This is a genomic window from Pseudomonas sp. B21-040, assembly GCF_024748695.1.
GTDB lineage: Bacteria > Pseudomonadota > Gammaproteobacteria > Pseudomonadales > Pseudomonadaceae > Aquipseudomonas.
This window is the reverse complement of the sequence record NZ_CP087176.1, coordinates 3,613,770-3,631,222: the sequence shown is the minus strand read 5'-3', so window position 1 is coordinate 3,631,222 and position 17,453 is coordinate 3,613,770. Positions and strand designations below refer to the sequence as shown.

Sequence of the window (17,453 nt, the reverse complement as noted above, 5' to 3'; positions counted from 1 at the left end):
GGACCGGTCCTTGTGTGCAGCACTTTTATTATTGGGCTTGGATTAAGCGGCGGTGCTTCGTCGGGCTATCGGCCTGCGCAGGGATAGCTTTAGGTACGACCGTCCAAGGTTGGGAGGTGTGATAGCGAGGTGTCAGGCACTGAGCGTATCGAGTCTGAAATAAACGAACTAAACAAGACGTACAAAGAGCCTGTTCAGTTGTTCATACGTTTTATGGACAGTGTGTTTAGAGCAATAAAACTAAACACTTGATCGTTTGTATTTGAAATGTACGGAAATTGTAAAAATATGGAATAAGTTGTTGGTGTGGCCAGTTGCCACGCCGATACTCGCCGACTTTAAACTCGGTCGGACAAGGAGTTGTTTATGGTGACGCAGTCGGGAATTCAGTCATGACTATCGGCTATACCGGGGGCTGGACGGCCAAGGCCGGTCTGCTGATTCAGAACACAGGTAGCAACGGCAAGCCTGTGACGCAAAACGCCAGAGTCAAGCAGATGCTGGCATTGGTGGGCACCAATCTCAACGCGCTGAATACGGCGAAAATGGATGAACAAAAACTGCATAGAAACGTTAAAGGCTTCGACCCGGCCAATGTTTCGTCGAAACAACTGGGCAATCTCGCCGCCTTCTTACGAGGCAGAGGGCTTATTTCTGATATCACCTCGATGACATTGATGAACGCCGGTGACAAGTTTGACCGGTTCGGGGTACAGAACGACCCGGATGCGAAGTTTAATGCGCTGGAATACTTTGCCACCCAACTGGACACCATCCAGAACAACAGCATCAAAGGTGACAAGTACGCCGTTGGCCTGATCCCGGAATACAAGACGGCTATTTACGTGCTGCAGAACTTGCACACTTATGGCAAAGGCAACGGAACCACGGTCCCTTTGGACAAGGGCGTCAACGCCAAGGCATGATCGGTTGCCGGCCCGTTCCGGACAACGAACGGGCCGGCAATGTTGTCAGCGGTCAAGCAACTTCATGACTTCCTCCGGGTAGCGCAAGCCTGCCGTCGCATTTGCCGGAAAGATTCCTTCCAGCGCTTGCAACTCGTCGCGGCTGAGTTTTACCTCCAGGGCGGCGACGTTTTCTTCAAGGTATTTACGCTGCTTGGTCCCTGGAATCGGAATCAGGTAGTCACCTTGCGCCAGTACCCAGGCCAACGCCAACTGACCGGCTGTCACGCCTTTGTCTGTCGCCAATGCCTGTACCTGCTGCACCAGCAACAGATTCTTCGCAAAGTTTTCGCCTTGGAAACGCGGACTGAAACGCCGGTAGTCGTCTGCCGCGAAGTCATCCGGGCTTTTTAACGCACCCGTCAGAAAGCCGCGCCCCAATGGACTGTAGGGCACAAACGCGACGCCCAATCGCTGGCACGCGGCCAGGCAACCGTTCTCTTCCTGATCGCGACTCCACAACGAATACTCACTTTGCAGCGCACTGATGGGATGCACCTTGTGCGCCCGTTCCAGCGTGGCGGCCGAGGCTTCGCTCAAACCGAGGTAACGCACCTTGCCGGTCTTGACCAACTCGGCCATGGCGCCGACGGTTTCTTCGATGGCCACCTGCGGATCGATCCGATGCTGGTAATACAAATCCAGGGTTTCCACGCCGAGGCGTTTGAGGGTGCCGTCGATAGACGTGCGAATGTATTCCGGCCGTCCATTGACGCCCCGTGCCGTGGGGTTGGACGGGTCGCGGACGATCCCGAATTTGCTCGCCAGAAACACCTGCTCGCGTTTGCCGACAATGGCTTTGCCAATCAATGCTTCGTTGGTGTGAGGGCCGTACATGTCGGCGGTGTCGAGCAGGTTGATCCCCAATTCGAGCGCACGATGCAGGGTGGCAGTGGCCTCGCGGATGTCCACGCCCGTGGTGTAGAAATCGGTCATGCCCATGCAGCCGAGGCCAATGGCGGAGACTTGCGGGCCGTTTTTGCCCAATTGACGTGTTTGCATGAAATCAACTCCCTGTGGTGTGAGCGCACAGTGTCGACCTCGACAGAAACAAGATAAACCGGCTAAAACTGCTATCACTGTTCGTAAAATCTAAATAATCAGCAAGAGCACCACAGCAATGGACCGTTTCAACGCCATGCGCGTATTTACCCGAATCGTCGAGCTCGGCGGGTTTGCCAAAGCGGCGGACAGCCTGCAATTACCCCGGGCATCGGTCACTGTTTTGATCAAGCAACTTGAAGCGCATCTCGGGGTGCAACTGCTGCAACGTACTACGCGACAGATCAGCCTGACCCTCGACGGCGCGGCGTATTACCCCCGTTGTGTGCGATTGCTGGCAGACCTGGAGGAAACCGAAGCGGTATTTTCCGCCGCACGGAACAACCCCAAAGGGCTGCTGCGTGTGGACATGCCGGCGGGGATAGGGCGCTTGATGGTGATTCCGAAGCTGCCCGAATTCACCCGCCGTTATCCGTTGATCGAACTGGAGCTCGGGTTGAACGACCGTCCCGTCGATCTGATTCGCGAAGGTGTCGATTGCGTGTTGCGCGGTGGCCAGGCACTGGACGATTCATTGGTGGCACGGCCATTGGTCATGCTGGATCAGGTCACGTGTGCCAGCCCGGACTATTTGCAACGCCACGGAACGCCTCAGTGTCTGGAAGACCTCGAAGGGCATCGGATGGTGGAGTACTTCTCCGCGAGCACCGGCAAGCGTTTCGGGCTCGAATTCCAGCTCGGCGATCAAGTACAGCACATGGATTTACCCAAACAGGTGTCGGTGAACAGTGCCGACGGCTATCTGGCCTCCTGTGAGGCCGGGTATGGGCTGATTCAGACGCCGTATTACCACGTCGCCCGCCAACTCGAGGAAGGGCGACTGTGTGAAGTACTCGCGAACGTGCCGCCACCGGTGATGCCGCTGACGGCGCTGTATCCGCCTCACCGCCAGTTGTCTCGGCGGGTGAGGGTGTTTGTCGACTGGCTGGTGGAGCTTTGCGCACAGCCGGGTCTTAACGTTTACAAGAAGGACTCAAGCGGCTGAACACGCGGTGTCCAGTGCCCCGACGTTGCGCTGCAAGTCGTCGTGCAACTGTTGCATGTCCGGGCAATGCAGGCTGAGGTGGCGTGGCCTCGCCCCTCGATGAAACAGGGCGAACCATCCATGGTCGCCGGGAGCGGGCATCAACCCGGTGAAGGTGAAACCGAGCATCGTCATTCGCTGCAGGTCCTCGGTGAAGTGCTGTGACAACTGGAGTTTGGCGCAAATCAGCCAATGGCCGGGCAGCCGCCAGAGTTGGTCCAGCAGGCGCTCGTTCAAGCGGTGAATGACGATGACGTAGCGTTGATAGTGTTGGCGGATTTGCAACGGCATCGAAGGTGGCGATGCCATGAGCTGGCACGTCCCGAACACCGCGCTCAAACGCTGCATCAACCTGCGGCAACTCTCCGGCCATGCGAGGTCGGGAAGGGGGCGAGCGTGTTCTTCCACCGAGTAGCAACCGATCACGATGGTTTCCGGCAGAGGCGCGGTGAGTGGTGACGGCGCGTAGTCGGGAAGCAGTCCCGTGCTGTGAAAGCCAATGCCGAACGCCATGCGCTGCGTGTAGGGATGGTGGGTGACTTGTTTGATCAGGATGCGCTTGACCCCCTGTGCTTGCGACAGGAACAGCAATTCCCGACTCAGATGTGACGAGATTCCTCGCCCTTGCGCGGCCGGATGGACCACGCTGAGGGCCAGTTCAGTGGTATCTGAGAGCGTGTCATGGCATAACGCGGCGTGTCCCAGAACACGTTCGCCGTCCACCGCCAGCATGGATGTCCAGTGGCCGTCGGCGTTGTGCTGGCTGATCATGTTTGGCAGATAAACATCCGGTCGAGCGTAATGATCCCCGTAGACCTCGCGAAACAACTGGCTTACGGCGCTCCCATCACCGGGTTGGTAGCGGCGATAAACAAGCTTGAACATCACATGCGCTCCGTAACGGGGGTGTCGTATACCCGCAGGTCCAGGACCCGCATCTGTTTGCCGGAGCGCGGGTGAAGTTTCAAATCAGTGACCGCGCAGGACAATACGCGCAAGGTCAGCAACCCCGCGCGATTCAGTTCCTCAATGCCGGGATAGTGGTCGACCAGTGCTTTATGCAGCGCGTCGCAGGTGGGGACGGAGGCGGTTGAATGCGTGTCAGGTACCCACCTCACCGTTACGATATCCCTGCATTCTTCTTGCTCGATCACCAACTGCCATTGCTCACTGGAAGCGACACGCTGCAGGATCTGCAGGATTTCGTCGACCAGAAAGGTCACCGAACCCACCCGAACTCGCTGACTGTGGGCGCTACGTCCCTTGAGTGCGAATTTGCGCATCGGCGTCGTGGCCGGCTCACGCCAACAAGCACGGTCGCCTACCGGATAACGCAGCATTGGCATGAGTTGGCGGGTCAGGTTGGTGACCACCAGCAAACCGGTGCGATCACACTCTTCAATGACTTCTCCGGTGAGTTCATCGACGATTTCCAGCAACGTGTGCGGTTCAAACGTCCGATGCTCACCCAAGGCGCAATCACGAGCGCTGGCCCCGATCAGGCCAGCATCGACGCTGGCGTAGCCGGCGGAGGCAATCCGCACATTGGGGAACACTGTTTTAAGGACGGCGATTTGCGAGGGAAACAGACTTTCGCCGCCGTACAGCAAGGTTTCAACTCCCAGCAGCGCCCGATGGTGTTGGTGCAGGTAGGCGGCAAATTGCAACAATTGAGCGGGTATGCCGGCCAATACGTTGATCCTGTGTTTATCTACCGCATCGGCCAGTACAGCCATATCGACGTTACCCGTGAAGGGAAACTCGCAGATGGATTTTTTGACCTGCGCGAGTGAGTCGTGGAAGAACACAAAGCTCGCGTAGAGATCGCCGGAAAAGAACAGATTGGCGACGCGGTCACCGTTCTCCAGTTGGGCAGAAACACTGGCACCGAATGTGCCCACCAGCGTCTGCCATTCGCTGTTGGTATAAACACTCAGTTTGCCATGGCTGGTCGATCCACCGGTTTTGAATACCAGCCCGTCCTCGATTTTGCCGGTCAGCACGCCCCAAAGATTCAAATCATCACTGTCTGCCCAATAGTCAGCCGTATTGGTCAAGGGCAGGTCATTTAGCGTCACGTCTTGCGCCGGCAAGTGTTGCAGATGTTTACGGTAGAAGTTTGAATGCTGCCGTATATAAGGCACGAGTTGTTCAAGCGAATAAATTGAATTCACTGGGTTCTCTATCTATCAGGTGTTTCAGGGTTAAAAGACATGTCGCTGTAAAATAGCGATCTATTTATGTTCGTTTATCAATGACCAACGGAGTTTTACCGCTGTGTGTGTTTCTAGTGAACGCTGATTCAGCACACTCTTGAACGTCCACCGATAAAAATGAATCATTCACCGCGTTAGCCAGTGATTCATCAGTCAATAGATTGTGTAGAACTTCATCGGCGTCTGAATTCACCAGAACACGCAGCCGTTCCATACCGTCCGGCGCATGGTCCAGGAGGATTTGAATCGGTCGGCCGACGCTGTCTTGCAACGCCTGCGGTGAAATGAATTGTGTGCCGATCCGCAGCAACTTGCCGTGGCGCTGAAGCAACTCGAATCGCGGCGAGTCGAGCCCGCAAGGGCAAGCTCCGGGTACCCAGCGACCGGTGTCGCCCACGTCATACCGGTGCACATCCTGACCTTCCCGCGCCCGGGAAGTGAACAGTAAACGACCGACCTCATCGGCCCGAACCGGCACATCCTGTTCGATGTGTACGATCTCCAGGTGCTGGGTATCGCACATCAAATGAAACACCCCATTGGCCGTCGCGGCGCAGGCATGTCCAAGAGGGCCTGCGTCGACCGAGCCATAGATCGCCGAGCGAGTCTCTTCCACCCCACAACTTTCCATCAGCCGCAGGCTGGCCTCAGCCGGGTGTTCGCCGCCGAGGAACACTTTGTCGATGCCGCCATAAGCCCGAAGAAGCTCCTGTTCATTGAAGAACAAGCGGTGCAAGGTGCTTGGCATGCCGATCAGCACGGTGACGTGGTGGTCCACGATCATCCGGGCTATTTCGCTGAAGTCGTCATTCGGCGGTGCCCCCATCGGGAAGTGGGTCACACCCATTTGTTCAAGAATCGTGGAAAAGCTGAAAAAACCGCCGTACAAGTTTCCGCCGTAAAACAGGTTCATCACCCGGTCCGTAGCAGGATTTAGGCCTGCGGCAAACATGCCATCGGCGGCTGCGCGCATCTGTCGCTGGAAGTCGCGATAACTGAATCCCGCCAACGCCGGTGTGCCACTGCTTCCTCCCGAACGAAAGTACAGCTGTGCCGCGGCACTGACTGGCTGAGTCATGAACGCGTTTTTATCCATGATCGGGGCTTGGCGTGTGTCGGGTTGCGCAGGTCGCGGGTCGAGTGTCGCCCGGCCAGTCGCGGCATCCGGTGACAAGCTCACCGAGAGGCGACGACTCAGGCGAGACAGGGCGTAGACGCCGTCATGCGGCTCACCGGTGTAGCCATCGTGAATAAACCCGCAATGCGCAATGCGCGTGACCCCGGCGCTGACCAACGTGCGCACCAGAAGGGGAGTTTGTGTGGGAGAACATATCAATGCACAGCTCTGCAGCACGGTGCGCCACGGCAATAACGTCTCGGCGATCAAGTGTTGCGGCACCGGTTTAAGTAGCAGCGTGCGAAACAACGGCGACGGCGCCAACGTTTGATCGTGCTCCCAGATGATTCGCCATCCGGCGCCGGTCCAGATCTGACCGACCTTGTCCGCAAAGCACTGCTCCAGCCGGGCCATGGCGGTTCGGGTGATGATTTCCGAAGCTTCCTGATCTGTCGGTACCAGCGCCGGCCACTGCGGGGCGCGACGATTGAACGCTTCGACCAGTCGTTCACCCAGGCCCTGCAAGACACCCGGGTCGCAGCTGTCGACGAGCAACCATTGCGGGCTGGAGCAGGCCTGTTGATCCAGACTGCAAACCTCGTCCACCAAAGCATCCAGCATTGGAACAGTGGCCGCGTCTGGCGACAGGTAGGCGAAACTGATTCTGTGCCCCCAATCGATCCAGCGACAGCCGGCGCGCAGGTGCTGGCGAATGGCGTGAAGGGCCATTTCACCCCCCCAGGCCGACACACCATCAGCGTGAGCGCAAAGTTGAGGGATCTGCGCCGTGCTGACAGGCAAGACCGCAATGAAATCGGCCAGTTTGCCACTGTTGTCGCACTGCACCAGGGCGGCGAGCAGCCGCGCAGTCAATCCTTCATCACTGGCGCTGGGGCGCAGCCAGTTGATGTTGCCGGCCAGCAGGCTTTCGACGACCGCGCAGAACGCCAGCATCGGGGCATTGCCCGGTGTCACATGAACCACCAGTCCCAGTGGGTGCCAGCTTTCAAAACTCGTTTGCCGGTAGTCGATTCGGCGTAGCGAGCGTGGTTGAACGCCCAGTTCTCGCTCAAGCTTTGTACTGAGATTTTCGCGTTGGCAGAAGTCGATTAGCCCTTGGTGTTGTTCTTCATCGAGGGGTAGATCAAGCCGATTGGTCTGTAATCGCAACGCAAAACGAGCGGCGGTTTCGATCACGGTGTCACTGTCGATCGGCCCACTCAGCAGGCGTGGCAGTTGTTGGTGTAGACGCTCAAGCGTTGACTCAAGAGGGACATCGTCACGCAGTTGGCCATTGATCAAATACATGTCACATCCCTCCAATAAGTTCGGACGCGGCCATCGCGCAGCTTCGGCTGGCAGAGGTTCCGGCGCGTCCATGCAGTTCAAACCAGTCGGTCGCCAGGCCGCACCCGCAGGTTGCGCCGGGGTGTAGCGTTGCCAGATCGCTCATCACTACGGCATGCGCCGGGCTTGAAGAAATGTACGGCGACACAAACCCAAGCAAGCCGCGCTGGCCATAAGGCTGGACGCTGAAATCAGTGGGGTTGCGTACGAAGACTTTTGAATACACCGGCACATGGAAGTGCTGGTGAGCACACTGGACGTAGGGCACGGCGTGTTCGACGGCACCAAAGCCATCCCGGCAGCGGGACAACTCGATACCCAGTTGGCGATTGATTCGCTCATACAGCTGTGACAGAGGAATCTGCTGTGCGGCCTGGGTTTTCCAGCCGCCACCGAGAAACACCAATGACTCGGCTGGCAGTTTGAGGTCCGCGATGCCGGTGTCGATCATGTGTTGCAGCGCGTGGGACAGGAACGCCGGAAACCCGAGAATGCGCACGGGCAAACCTTCTTCGGCGAATTCCTGCAAGGCGCGGACGATGCCAAACAGATCAAACGCGTGGCCACTGCCAGTCAGGCGCAATCCGTAAACGACCCGGTTGACGGGCGCATAACTGCATAAAAACTGATCGGTGTAGGCGGTTCCCAGACTGATGGTCGCTTCGGGTTCATAGCTCAAAAGCAAGTAGTTGCAGGGGCTGTCGGGGGTGTCCCAGCCGTAATGTCGGAAAATGTGGTTCACCATGCCTTGGGCTGCGGCCATGCTTCGCGTGTCATAGCGCATCCGGCTTTTTTGGCCGCTGGTGCCTGACGATGTCAGCTCCAGCGCGCCTTCGCCCGACGGTCCCAATAGTAAATGGCGTTTGAAAAAGTTGGCGAAAACCGGCGGCAATCTTGACCAGTCATCCATCGACATTAACGCCTTGGCATCCAGTCCATTGGCGTGCAGCCAGCGTTCATAGCCAGGTGTGTACTGGCAATGGAACAGACTGATTTCGCTCATCGCCCGATCGAACAGGCCGTCTGGCACCGAATCCAGACAATAGGGTTTCGTTAGCGCGCACAGCGCATCGGTGTGAGGTAAATGGATCATCAAAAGACCTTTGCTCAGGGATCAGGCGGCAATCGCGACAGCGTTGCGCCGGAAAAGAAATCGCAGGGGCCATAGGCACAGGAGCCCCGCGATACCCGCCATCAGGGAGAAGGATTCATGGCTGTTGCCGGCGCCGGCGGCTGCGAGGATTGACCCGCCGCTGCCCATGACCATGATCGAGAGCATGCCCACCATGGCCGAGACCAGGCCTTTGCTGTCGTCGCTGGTAAATAACGCCAGGCGATACAGTGCGGCATTGCTCATGCCCAGGCCGACGGCGTATAGCGCCAGGCACGCGATCAACCAGGGAGTCGACGCACCGAAGGCGCTGAGGATGACCAATGCGATGAGCCCTGCGCACAACGGCCAGAGCGCGTATCGAATCAACTGTGGGATGTCAGTCTTGGCGATCAATCGGTTGAGTATCAGGTTGCCGACAATGACGGCAGCAAATACCGGGATCTGCCACAGTCCGTATTCAAGCGGTGATAACTTCAGGTTCTGCATCAGCAACACCGGTGCCAGCCCTATCCAGGCAATCAAGGGCAGGCTCATGATACCCAGCGCGACAGTGGCGTTTAGGAATCGCCGGTTGGTGAGCAACGCCGCATAGCGACGAACAGTGCCGCGCCATTCAAACGGCACAGCCACCAGGCGCACACCGTCATGGCGCAATGTGCCCACGGTTTCCGGCATGAACAGGTAAAGCCCCGACCAGACCATTACGCCACCGATTCCCAACAGTAAAAACAGCTCCCGCCACGTCAGCCACTCTAATAGCAGGCTGCCAAGCAACGGCCCCAGGAGGGGAGAAAGCAGTGCCACGTTGCCCAGCAACGCCATGATTTTTACTGCGTCGGCTTCGCAGAACACTTCTTGCAAGGCGGGATAGCTGACAGCAATGACAAACCCCAGGCCCAGCCCCTGGATCAGGCGTAATCCGTTGAATGCATAAATGCTTTGCACACCGAAGGCAGCGCTACACGCCAGAGCGAATACCGCGCAGCCGATGAGTAACATTTTGCGGCGACCGAAGTGGTCGGAGAGAGGCCCGATAAGCCATTGCAAAAGTATGCCTCCCGCCAAATACAGATTGAAGGCAAAAGGAACATGTCGGGCACTGGCGTTCAGTTCATGGGTGACGGTCAACATGGCGGGCATGATCATGTCACTGGCCATATAAGTGAGTAGTTCGAATAATGTTATTGCGAAGCAAAAGCCAAGCAAATGAGACGGACTTATGTTTATCAAAGGCCTGTGCATGGTTTTCCTGTTTCGCTGCAAGTTGATTAACGGACTATCGTTTTGCACGACAAGAGTAGTCATTGAGTAGGGGCGGTTCTAATCAATGAATGAGACCCGGTGTTTCAAAGGTATTCACTATATTTCGATGCTGGTACAAGTGTTTGAAGGGGGTGCAAAACTAATGAAAATGCCCGCAGCAGGGGCGGGCATTAGTTAAGTGTTTTTTGGAAGTTTCCTACAAATAAAAGTGAATAAGGTTGGCCCTTTGAGTCATTCGGAAGTTAGCGATGTTCATAATAACCGGGTCCGCCACGGTCATAGTGGTGGTCGCCGTGCCAGCCACCATGGGGGAAAACGATGCAGCCACTCAAGGCCAGGAGTGCAAGCAGGGGAATCAGCTGTGTGATTCGACGAAACATTTCAAAATCCTCATGGTTACGCCGCTATGGAGCCAAAACTCGTCATCGGCTGTAACATGAGACTCCGTTTGCAGCGCATCATCCCCGCAGACAGGTAGGGGGTTGGCATGCATTCGGATACAAAGTGGATACTTTTACAGGTTCAGGAACTGGCAATGACTCAATCGCAACGTTTGAAATACTCGATTTTGATCTCTCTGGTCGTGCTGGGGATCATGTTCGGCCTTTCGTATTTGCAAAATGAAGGTGTCATCACTGAGAAGGTGTTTCAGTACATCGCCATCGGCGTGGCGGTGATCGTGGTGGTGATCAATGGCGTGATGCGTCGCAAGGTCAAGCCTTGAGCGATGCATCTTGAGCTGAGGGCTCGCGATGGAGCATGGCTATGGCGTGCGGATGCAGGCTGTAGCTTTTGTCCGGATTGAGCATGATCACGCCTTCGCTGCACAATCGTTTCAACACTTCTCGCACACTGAGGAAGGACAGGGGAACATCCAGGTCCATCAACTGGCTGTGTACACCGCGCACGCCAAGGCTGCGTTCGTTTTCGGCGGCGACCAGCAAGGCGTCGATCACTTTCAGGCGAATCAGGCTGGTTCGCAGGCCAAAGCTTTTAAGCAGCAATCTGATCCGTTCATTGACATGGTGCTCACCGCGTTGCTCGAAAATTGCGGTGCCCATGGCTGGGCTTGTGGGCGCGTTGCTACCGTCCGTTGGCAGATGCGAGTTGTACATGCAAAAACTCCTTTTCCGAACCGGCCAGGAAATGTGATGGGTGCTTTCATTCATTGAGTTGAACGAGCACGACAAATAATGAGGGCCGGAATGTAGAAAATTTGTCGGCAGTATGTGAGTGGCATGTGATGACGGTCATCTGGAATGCCGTTGCCGGGTCACTTTTTTGTCTTTTGTTTTCGCACGAGGATTCTGTGCCGCACTCCAAAAAGTGCGCCTGGAGGGTCAACCCGGCGCGACCACACCCGCCACAGGATTGCGGCCTTCAGCTTTTGGGGGCTTGTTGCGGAATGGAATTGATGACCGGGTTACCGTCCTGGTTTCGGGTCAGGTAAACCGGTAGCACCTTGGGCAGAGATGCCACCAGGTTGTTCAGGTCCTTGATGTTGTAGATACCGCCAAGGCGGATCTGGCCGGTGCGGTGATCGGCCACCGTGACGGGTTTGCTCAGGTAACGATTGATCAGCGGCAAGACATCGATGAGCGCCAGATCATCGACGATGAGTTTGCCACTGCGCCAGGCCAGGGCATTATCGCCGGAAGAGGTTTGACTGATTTGCGGTGTGTAGTCGCCCTCGCTGTAGCGCGCTTGCATGGCGGGCCCCAGAGATAAACCATTGCCGGGAAGGTCATCGTTACTGGTGACCAGCAACGAACCTTCGATCAGGTTCACACGGACCTGATCTTCGTACATCCAGACATTGAATCGGGTGCCGGTCACCCGAATCCTGCCGCTGGCGGCCTTGACGACAAACGGGTGCACCGTGTCAGGGTGGACGCTGAAGAAGGCTTCGCCTTTTTTCAACGTCACCCGACGTTGATCCTTGTAGTGGCTGAACGTCAACTCACTGCCAAGGTTCAGTTCAACCTGGGTGCCGTCGCTCAGGGTGACCTGACGGACCGTGTCGCTGGCTTCAAAGTGCTGGTACGAATCAGGGAACCACCCCAAGTTCCAGCCGCTGAAAGCCACGAGCGGCAGCACCACTGCGCAAAACGCGACGGCGATGCCGACACGGCGCCACGGCATGGCGGGTCTGGAGCGAGCAGCGGGGTCGTCCGCTTTGGCGCGCGGTAACTCCCCTGCGACCTCCCAGATCTCCAGCATGGCCTCGTACTCAATCGCATGCAGCGGATGAGCGTCACGCCATTGTTCGAAGGCGACCCGCTCCTGGGCCGTGCAGTCGATAGCGTGCAGACGCAAGCACCAGTGCGCTGCGGCATCGGTGATCGCGTCATATTTGGCTGGCAATGGAGAATTGTCGGTCATTGACTCGTCCTGATTTCCGGCATTCTAACTGCCGTCATGGCAATTAACTATCATTTGAGTTTTTCAGGTCAGGGGGCATTGACGTGAAGTTGTCGTCCCAAATGACCGATCAACCAGGCGATGCTGTCGGCGTTGCTCAGCTGTACCTTAAGCCGGACCAGGGGATCTTTCTTGAAGGTATGACGGGCGCCGCTGAGGTTTTCTGCGCCGGTCAACTTTAAAACATGATCTTTGACCCGCTGAGTATCTTCATGAGACGTATCACCCAGTTCCTCCCACTCGCCGGTATCAGGGTCTGGGGTCATGAATAGCTGGGTATAGGGTGTCTTGATTGAAAGCCCGGTGCTTTGAGCCTCGGACAACGCGGTTTTGAGCATCTTGGCAATCGTGGTGGACGTCCCTATCAGATCCGCGAATGGGCGGCTGACATCGAGGTAGGCAATGTCTTCAGCCTTGCAGACGATGTGTGACAGCTCATGAATAATCGTCATCGCACGGCTATGGGCACCGATAGGGAATTGCCTGTCGCGCAGGTGCTGGCGGTAGTGTTCGAAGCCGGGACTGAAGAACTTTTCAACCAGGTGTAGCTTTCGCTTCGCATCCTTCGGCGCGATGAAGGCAAACGCATCCGCCGCGCCGGCGACCATCCGGCCGACCACAAAACGATCGGAGTCGGGCTTCCTGAGCGTGGGGTCGAGCAAGGCTGCAAACACCTCGGTCACGGTTTTTTCCAACTGTTCCACGTGCGCGGGCAATACATGCTCTATGCCGATAAAGTCGGTGACGATCTGATGAACCGGGGTCTGGGTCTCTTCGGAATTCTTCAGCAAGTGCAGATTGCGAAAGCAGGTCCAGGCATAGGTAGTGGCCTGGTCCAGTGCCTCTTCGATCTGACGCGCCTTGTACGGAAACCTTTGTCGGATTTGCACCATTCCACTGGCGTCGATGTTCATGCCGCCCCACACCGCCATGGCCGTATCCAATCGGTCGAGAAGGCTGAAGTGGGGCTGTGACGTTTTTCGGTCAAGGCCCCATTGTTTCGCTGTGTTTTGGAGTAATAGAGGGCCACGGATTTGGTTACCTGCAATGCGCCAGCGAGTGCCATGCCTGGCGACCGCAAACACCTTTCCTTCAACGGGGGCGTAATGTTTTGCGGTTTTTGGATGGGTATACAGTCCACGCGATGCGTCCAGGGTCAGTGAACCCAGGTCGACTTCGATGCTTTCATGGCGCTTCAAGTGCGTGCGTTCAGGGCCGGTGATGTCGACGTCATGCCATTTGAATTCGGGGGCGGGCGCCTGCGGCACAGTGGAGTCCGGCGTCGAAGGTATCTTGCTTTGAAACGCCTGCGATTGCCGTAACGATGCCAGTTGAGCAATGCCGCTGATGAACGCTCTTATCGCCGCGCCCCACTTATGCGTCTGAAGGTCTTCAGCGGATTGCTTGATGTCGCGGTAACTGCGCCACACAGTGATGGGGTAAGTGAGTTTTCCCATGAAAAACGAGACGGTCTCGTGCAGGTCTTCGCTCAGCACGTGCTTGATGGTCGCCCATTCACCGTGTTTTTTGTCGTCGGCCTGACAACCGAGCAATCGACCCAACAGCGCCGCATTGTCATTGAACAACTGGCTGAACAGGTGCCCATTGATCGGATTGGACGCCAGTGTTACCTCGCTGGTGCGGGGTTCGGAAGACGTTGCTGCTCGAGTGCCACGGTTGTGAGTGATTGCCATCCGGTATTCCAGCAGTGTCCGGTCGGGTTGCGGCAGGTGTGTGAGTAGCCAGTCGAGCAGCGGTCCCCGCGCTTTCAACTCCGCCAGCAGTTGCCCTTCGTTTTCATATTCCTTGATCCCGTGAAGTGGGCTGTGTGGCGCGACAAGGACTTGGGGCATTGCGCTATCTGTTGCCGAACCGATCAAGTAGACACCCGCAACCTTGATCGTCTGTGCCGGCTTGATCCCCAGGAATTCAAGCGGACGAATGATTGCATGGGCACCGTCGACTGCCGCGCGGGCGATGGCGTCGGGCATGTCCATGATTTGCCGGACCAGATCAAATCCCGATTCACTCAGGCGTTCCTGCAGTTTTTCCGTGTGGGCGTAATGCATCAGTTGCCAGGGCAGTTGTCGGTAAAAGCGTTTTCTGCGATCGGCATTGGCCGGGGTGTCTGCAAGGGCTTCGTTCAGTATTTTCTGCTGTTGCTCACCCGATTTCAGGTTTCGTATCAGTTCGTTGATGTAGCGCTCGTCCATCTCCTTGGGAATCACGGTGTTCTCAAGCGATTCCAGATTGAATCGGGCCTGGTCCAGTTCCTTGAAAGGCGTCAATGCAAAGTCGGTGAGGGTTTGAGTACGGGGCGACGAAGTGGGGCGTGCGCTGATCCGGATCAGGACCTTGTCCGGGTCGATATTGAAATCGTCTGTCTTGAGTTGTTTTTCCAGTTCCGCGTGAGCCGTGCGCTGCAGTGACTGTAGGCCCGTGAGGTAATCCTGGTCGTCCTTGACGCAATCGAGGTATTGCTGCAGCAGTTCCCCGTGCAGCACCAGATCTTTAAGGGACGCCTTGGCCAGCCATGCCGGCAGTTTTTGTTGAGTCGTCAGTGACAGGGCAATCTCCGTCGCACGGCGCAATCCCGTCAGCGGCTGTCGTAACGCCACCAGGTTCAGCAGGTCGGTCAGTGGCGCGGAGGGAAGTGGCGTGGCCAATGCGCGAGTGATACACGTCTGGTCGAGATGGACATGGGGCTTTTGAAGGTGATCGAGAAAATGCCCGTGTATCTGCTGAAGTGGCGCCCGTGTGTAACGTCTGCCCGGTAATCGTTCGCTACGGCTGAGGTTCTCCAAAAGGGTCAAGCGCAACGTGTCGTCATTTAGGCGATGATCGAGCTCGGCATGTAATGGAGGCAGTGCCTCGAAGGCTTCGAATCCCAATGCCGGCGTCCACAAGATGGCCTTGCCCGAATGCTTCGGGTCCAGGCCACCGCGTTCGGTCAGCACAAAACAACTGGCCAGTTTCAGAGGGGCGGCCACGCCGCTTGCCTGCAACGCCAGGGAAAACACCTGCGGCAAAAAACCGTTCAATGCGGCTCGCTGCAAATGCACCGGGCTGTCGAGCACGGTTTTGATGATGGCCTGTTCCGCCGATCCCAAGGTCCTTGCGACCGTGCGCAGGTTCAACTCAGTGCGCAACGCCGTTGACAGGGTCTGGGTAAAACTTGATTGCAAGTTCTCCACGGACGAACTGACAAGGCTCTGTACCTGGGTGAGGGTGCGCAGGCCTGGGGGAATGGCCGGATGCTTGTCCAGGAGTTGATCAAGCGCCTGCGCAACCGAATCAAGCCGCACCAGCCCTTCCTTGGCCGACTCGGCTCGTACGGTCACCGGTTGCGCACTCCAGCGCTGATCGACCCGTGTACTCCAGCGGCCGGCAGCGTCGAAGGCCAGCAGGCGGTCGTCGATCAGACCACGGACATCCAGTGCACTATCGAGCAAGGCATAGGGCGACAGCGTGCCTTCGCTTTCGCGGTAACGGCTCAAGGCATGACTGAGGTTGTCGCGTTGCTTGTCGATGATGGTGGTCATGATGTCTTCAAATGCCGGCTGCACGACGGGGGCGCCTTCAATCAAGCGTTCATCTGGCGGCAGGCCCAGAAACGTGGTGCGTTCCTCCAGCGACATGAAGTTGAGCAAGGTGTCTTCATATCCCTCGCTTTTGAGCATGTTCAGCACGATTTTTTTGACTGCCGACAGTGTGTCAGCGGCTTCAATGCCACGAGACGGGGTGTACAGAAAAGCCAATGTGTCGGCGCCTCCAATCATCAAGGCCGAGGCCAGTTCCACGTAATGCTTGAAGGGGGCGGTCACCCGCACTTTTTCAATGCTCAGAGCATCCGTGGGCGCGAGGCTGAGGTTCATCAGTTGCAGGTACTCCTGCGTCGTCAACGTGCCCTCCTGGCGCTGGAGTAGAAGCTTATGGTGGAACGTATCGCGCAAGCCTTCGCTGAAAAACGCCCGCCGCGACAGACCATTGCTCATGGCGGTGTTCCAGAACACATCGAGCTGGCTGTGCAAGTGAGGCGTGAAACTGTGGGCGATTTCTTTTACCGCGCTTTCCCACGCCAGGTTATCGGCATCGCTGCTCAGGCCGTGTCCGGGATGGGCAAAGAGCCTGGAGTCGCCCGCAGGCCACTGGTTGGTCAGGTAAAAGTGAAGGAGGGCGTCATTGAGCGATAGCGACGTTATCGTGTGCCGGGGTTCACGTTCGTCGAAGGCCGAAGGGGTACTGACAAAACTCTTCAGTCGCGTCAGACGCTGGTCCAGGGCCGGAAACGGTTTGTGCAACACGTTTTTCAATGTGTCATCGAGCATTGATTGCAGCGTTGGCAGGTTGAGCAACTGGTCCATCATGGTCTGGATGTTCTGTTCCTGGTTGCGTTCAAGCCGGACCTGTTGGTCTTGAAACACCGCGCCCGGGATTTCTGTCGTGGAAATATCAGCTGCCGCGGTGGCAGATAGCGCGCGGCGTTGATCGATAGTGAGAAAGCGTAACAACTCACGTTTGCCAGGGTTCGACGCCAGCCATTCCTTGAGCTTGCTTTTGAGGTCGTCCATGTCCGCGAACTTGACCAACCCTTTCCACGGCGTGTAAAGCGTGACTTCGCCATCATCCGGGCGACTCATGGCAAAAGTGCCAGCCAATGGAATATCCGGCGTGCCCGGCCTGTTCAGTAGCAGCAGGTAAACGTGCATAGGGTCTTTTTGCGCGATACGGGCGACCTCGGTCGCCAAATACACGTTCTTCAACCACTTCAGGTCGTCAAGGGTGAAGTTCAGTGCTTTTTCGCGGTCACCGGGCTGGCGGGCGGTGGAGGCGCGTTCTGCCTCGTCGAAAAAATAGGGGGCGGAGGGATCAATCATTGTTCTTCCTCGATTTGCCGCGATCGGTTGGCAATCGCTGACTATTG

The 17,453-nt window shown here is 56.8% G+C and carries 12 protein-coding genes; 3 read left to right on the top strand and 9 right to left on the bottom strand.

Annotated features, from left to right (window positions below):
• Positions 1 to 392 precede the first annotated feature (392 nt).
• Entirely contained in the window at positions 393 to 926 is a 534-nt protein-coding gene (locus tag LOY55_RS16700; RefSeq protein WP_258665830.1) for a hypothetical protein, read from the top strand.
• 45 nt (positions 927 to 971) lie between these two features.
• Here LOY55_RS16700 and LOY55_RS16695 read toward each other — a convergent pair whose 3' ends face one another.
• Positions 972 to 1,967: an aldo/keto reductase gene (locus tag LOY55_RS16695; RefSeq protein ID WP_109786474.1), complete on the bottom strand. Its 996-nt coding sequence runs from the start codon at positions 1,965 to 1,967 to the stop codon at positions 972 to 974.
• Between the two features lie 118 nt (positions 1,968 to 2,085).
• Between LOY55_RS16695 and LOY55_RS16690 the strand changes: the two genes are divergently transcribed.
• Positions 2,086 to 3,012 carry a LysR family transcriptional regulator gene (locus LOY55_RS16690; protein WP_258665828.1) on the top strand — a complete coding sequence of 309 codons (927 nt, stop codon included), beginning with the start codon at positions 2,086 to 2,088 and terminating at the stop codon, positions 3,010 to 3,012.
• On the opposite strand, the gene LOY55_RS16685 is transcribed toward LOY55_RS16690, so the two are convergent.
• The 5 genes from LOY55_RS16685 to LOY55_RS16665 form a co-directional block, all read right to left on the bottom strand.
• The gene (locus LOY55_RS16685; protein ID WP_109786472.1) at positions 3,001 to 3,936 is read right to left on the bottom strand and encodes a GNAT family N-acetyltransferase; all 936 of its coding nucleotides are present in this window, start codon (positions 3,934 to 3,936) and stop codon (positions 3,001 to 3,003) included. The genes LOY55_RS16690 and LOY55_RS16685 overlap by 12 nt on opposite strands.
• Complete coding sequence (locus LOY55_RS16680) at positions 3,936 to 5,225, bottom strand: AMP-binding protein (RefSeq protein WP_109786471.1); 1,290 nt, start codon at positions 5,223 to 5,225, stop codon at positions 3,936 to 3,938. Before LOY55_RS16680 ends, LOY55_RS16685 begins: the two co-directional genes overlap by 1 nt.
• Positions 5,226 to 5,289: 64 nt before the next feature.
• Positions 5,290 to 7,692 (bottom strand): acyl-CoA reductase, encoded by a 2,403-nt coding sequence (locus LOY55_RS16675; protein ID WP_258665824.1) that lies wholly within the window; start codon positions 7,690 to 7,692, stop codon positions 5,290 to 5,292.
• 1 nt (position 7,693) lies between these two features.
• On the bottom strand, positions 7,694 to 8,824 hold the full coding sequence (locus tag LOY55_RS16670; RefSeq protein ID WP_109786469.1) for an acyl-protein synthase: 1,131 nt from the start codon (positions 8,822 to 8,824) through the stop codon (positions 7,694 to 7,696).
• A 21-nt stretch (positions 8,825 to 8,845) separates the two neighbouring features.
• Positions 8,846 to 10,087 carry an MFS transporter gene (locus LOY55_RS16665; RefSeq protein WP_223525519.1) on the bottom strand — a complete coding sequence of 414 codons (1,242 nt, stop codon included), beginning with the start codon at positions 10,085 to 10,087 and terminating at the stop codon, positions 8,846 to 8,848.
• Between the two features lie 556 nt (positions 10,088 to 10,643).
• Between LOY55_RS16665 and LOY55_RS16660 the strand changes: the two genes are divergently transcribed.
• Positions 10,644 to 10,832: a hypothetical protein gene (locus LOY55_RS16660; RefSeq protein ID WP_109786467.1), complete on the top strand. Its 189-nt coding sequence runs from the start codon at positions 10,644 to 10,646 to the stop codon at positions 10,830 to 10,832.
• Here LOY55_RS16660 and LOY55_RS16655 read toward each other — a convergent pair.
• The 3 genes from LOY55_RS16655 to LOY55_RS16645 all read right to left on the bottom strand — a co-directional run bounded on the left by LOY55_RS16655 (position 10,822) and on the right by LOY55_RS16645 (position 17,406).
• Positions 10,822 to 11,223: a fe2+ zn2+ uptake regulation protein gene (locus LOY55_RS16655; protein WP_223525520.1), complete on the bottom strand. Its 402-nt coding sequence runs from the start codon at positions 11,221 to 11,223 to the stop codon at positions 10,822 to 10,824. The two genes, LOY55_RS16660 and LOY55_RS16655, sit on opposite strands and share 11 nt — an antisense overlap.
• A gap of 265 nt (positions 11,224 to 11,488) precedes the next feature.
• The gene (locus LOY55_RS16650; protein ID WP_109786466.1) at positions 11,489 to 12,490 is read right to left on the bottom strand and encodes a FecR family protein; all 1,002 of its coding nucleotides are present in this window, start codon (positions 12,488 to 12,490) and stop codon (positions 11,489 to 11,491) included.
• Between the two features lie 68 nt (positions 12,491 to 12,558).
• On the bottom strand, positions 12,559 to 17,406 hold the full coding sequence (locus LOY55_RS16645) for a dermonecrotic toxin domain-containing protein (RefSeq protein WP_258665821.1): 4,848 nt from the start codon (positions 17,404 to 17,406) through the stop codon (positions 12,559 to 12,561).
• Positions 17,407 to 17,453: the final 47 nt, after the last annotated feature.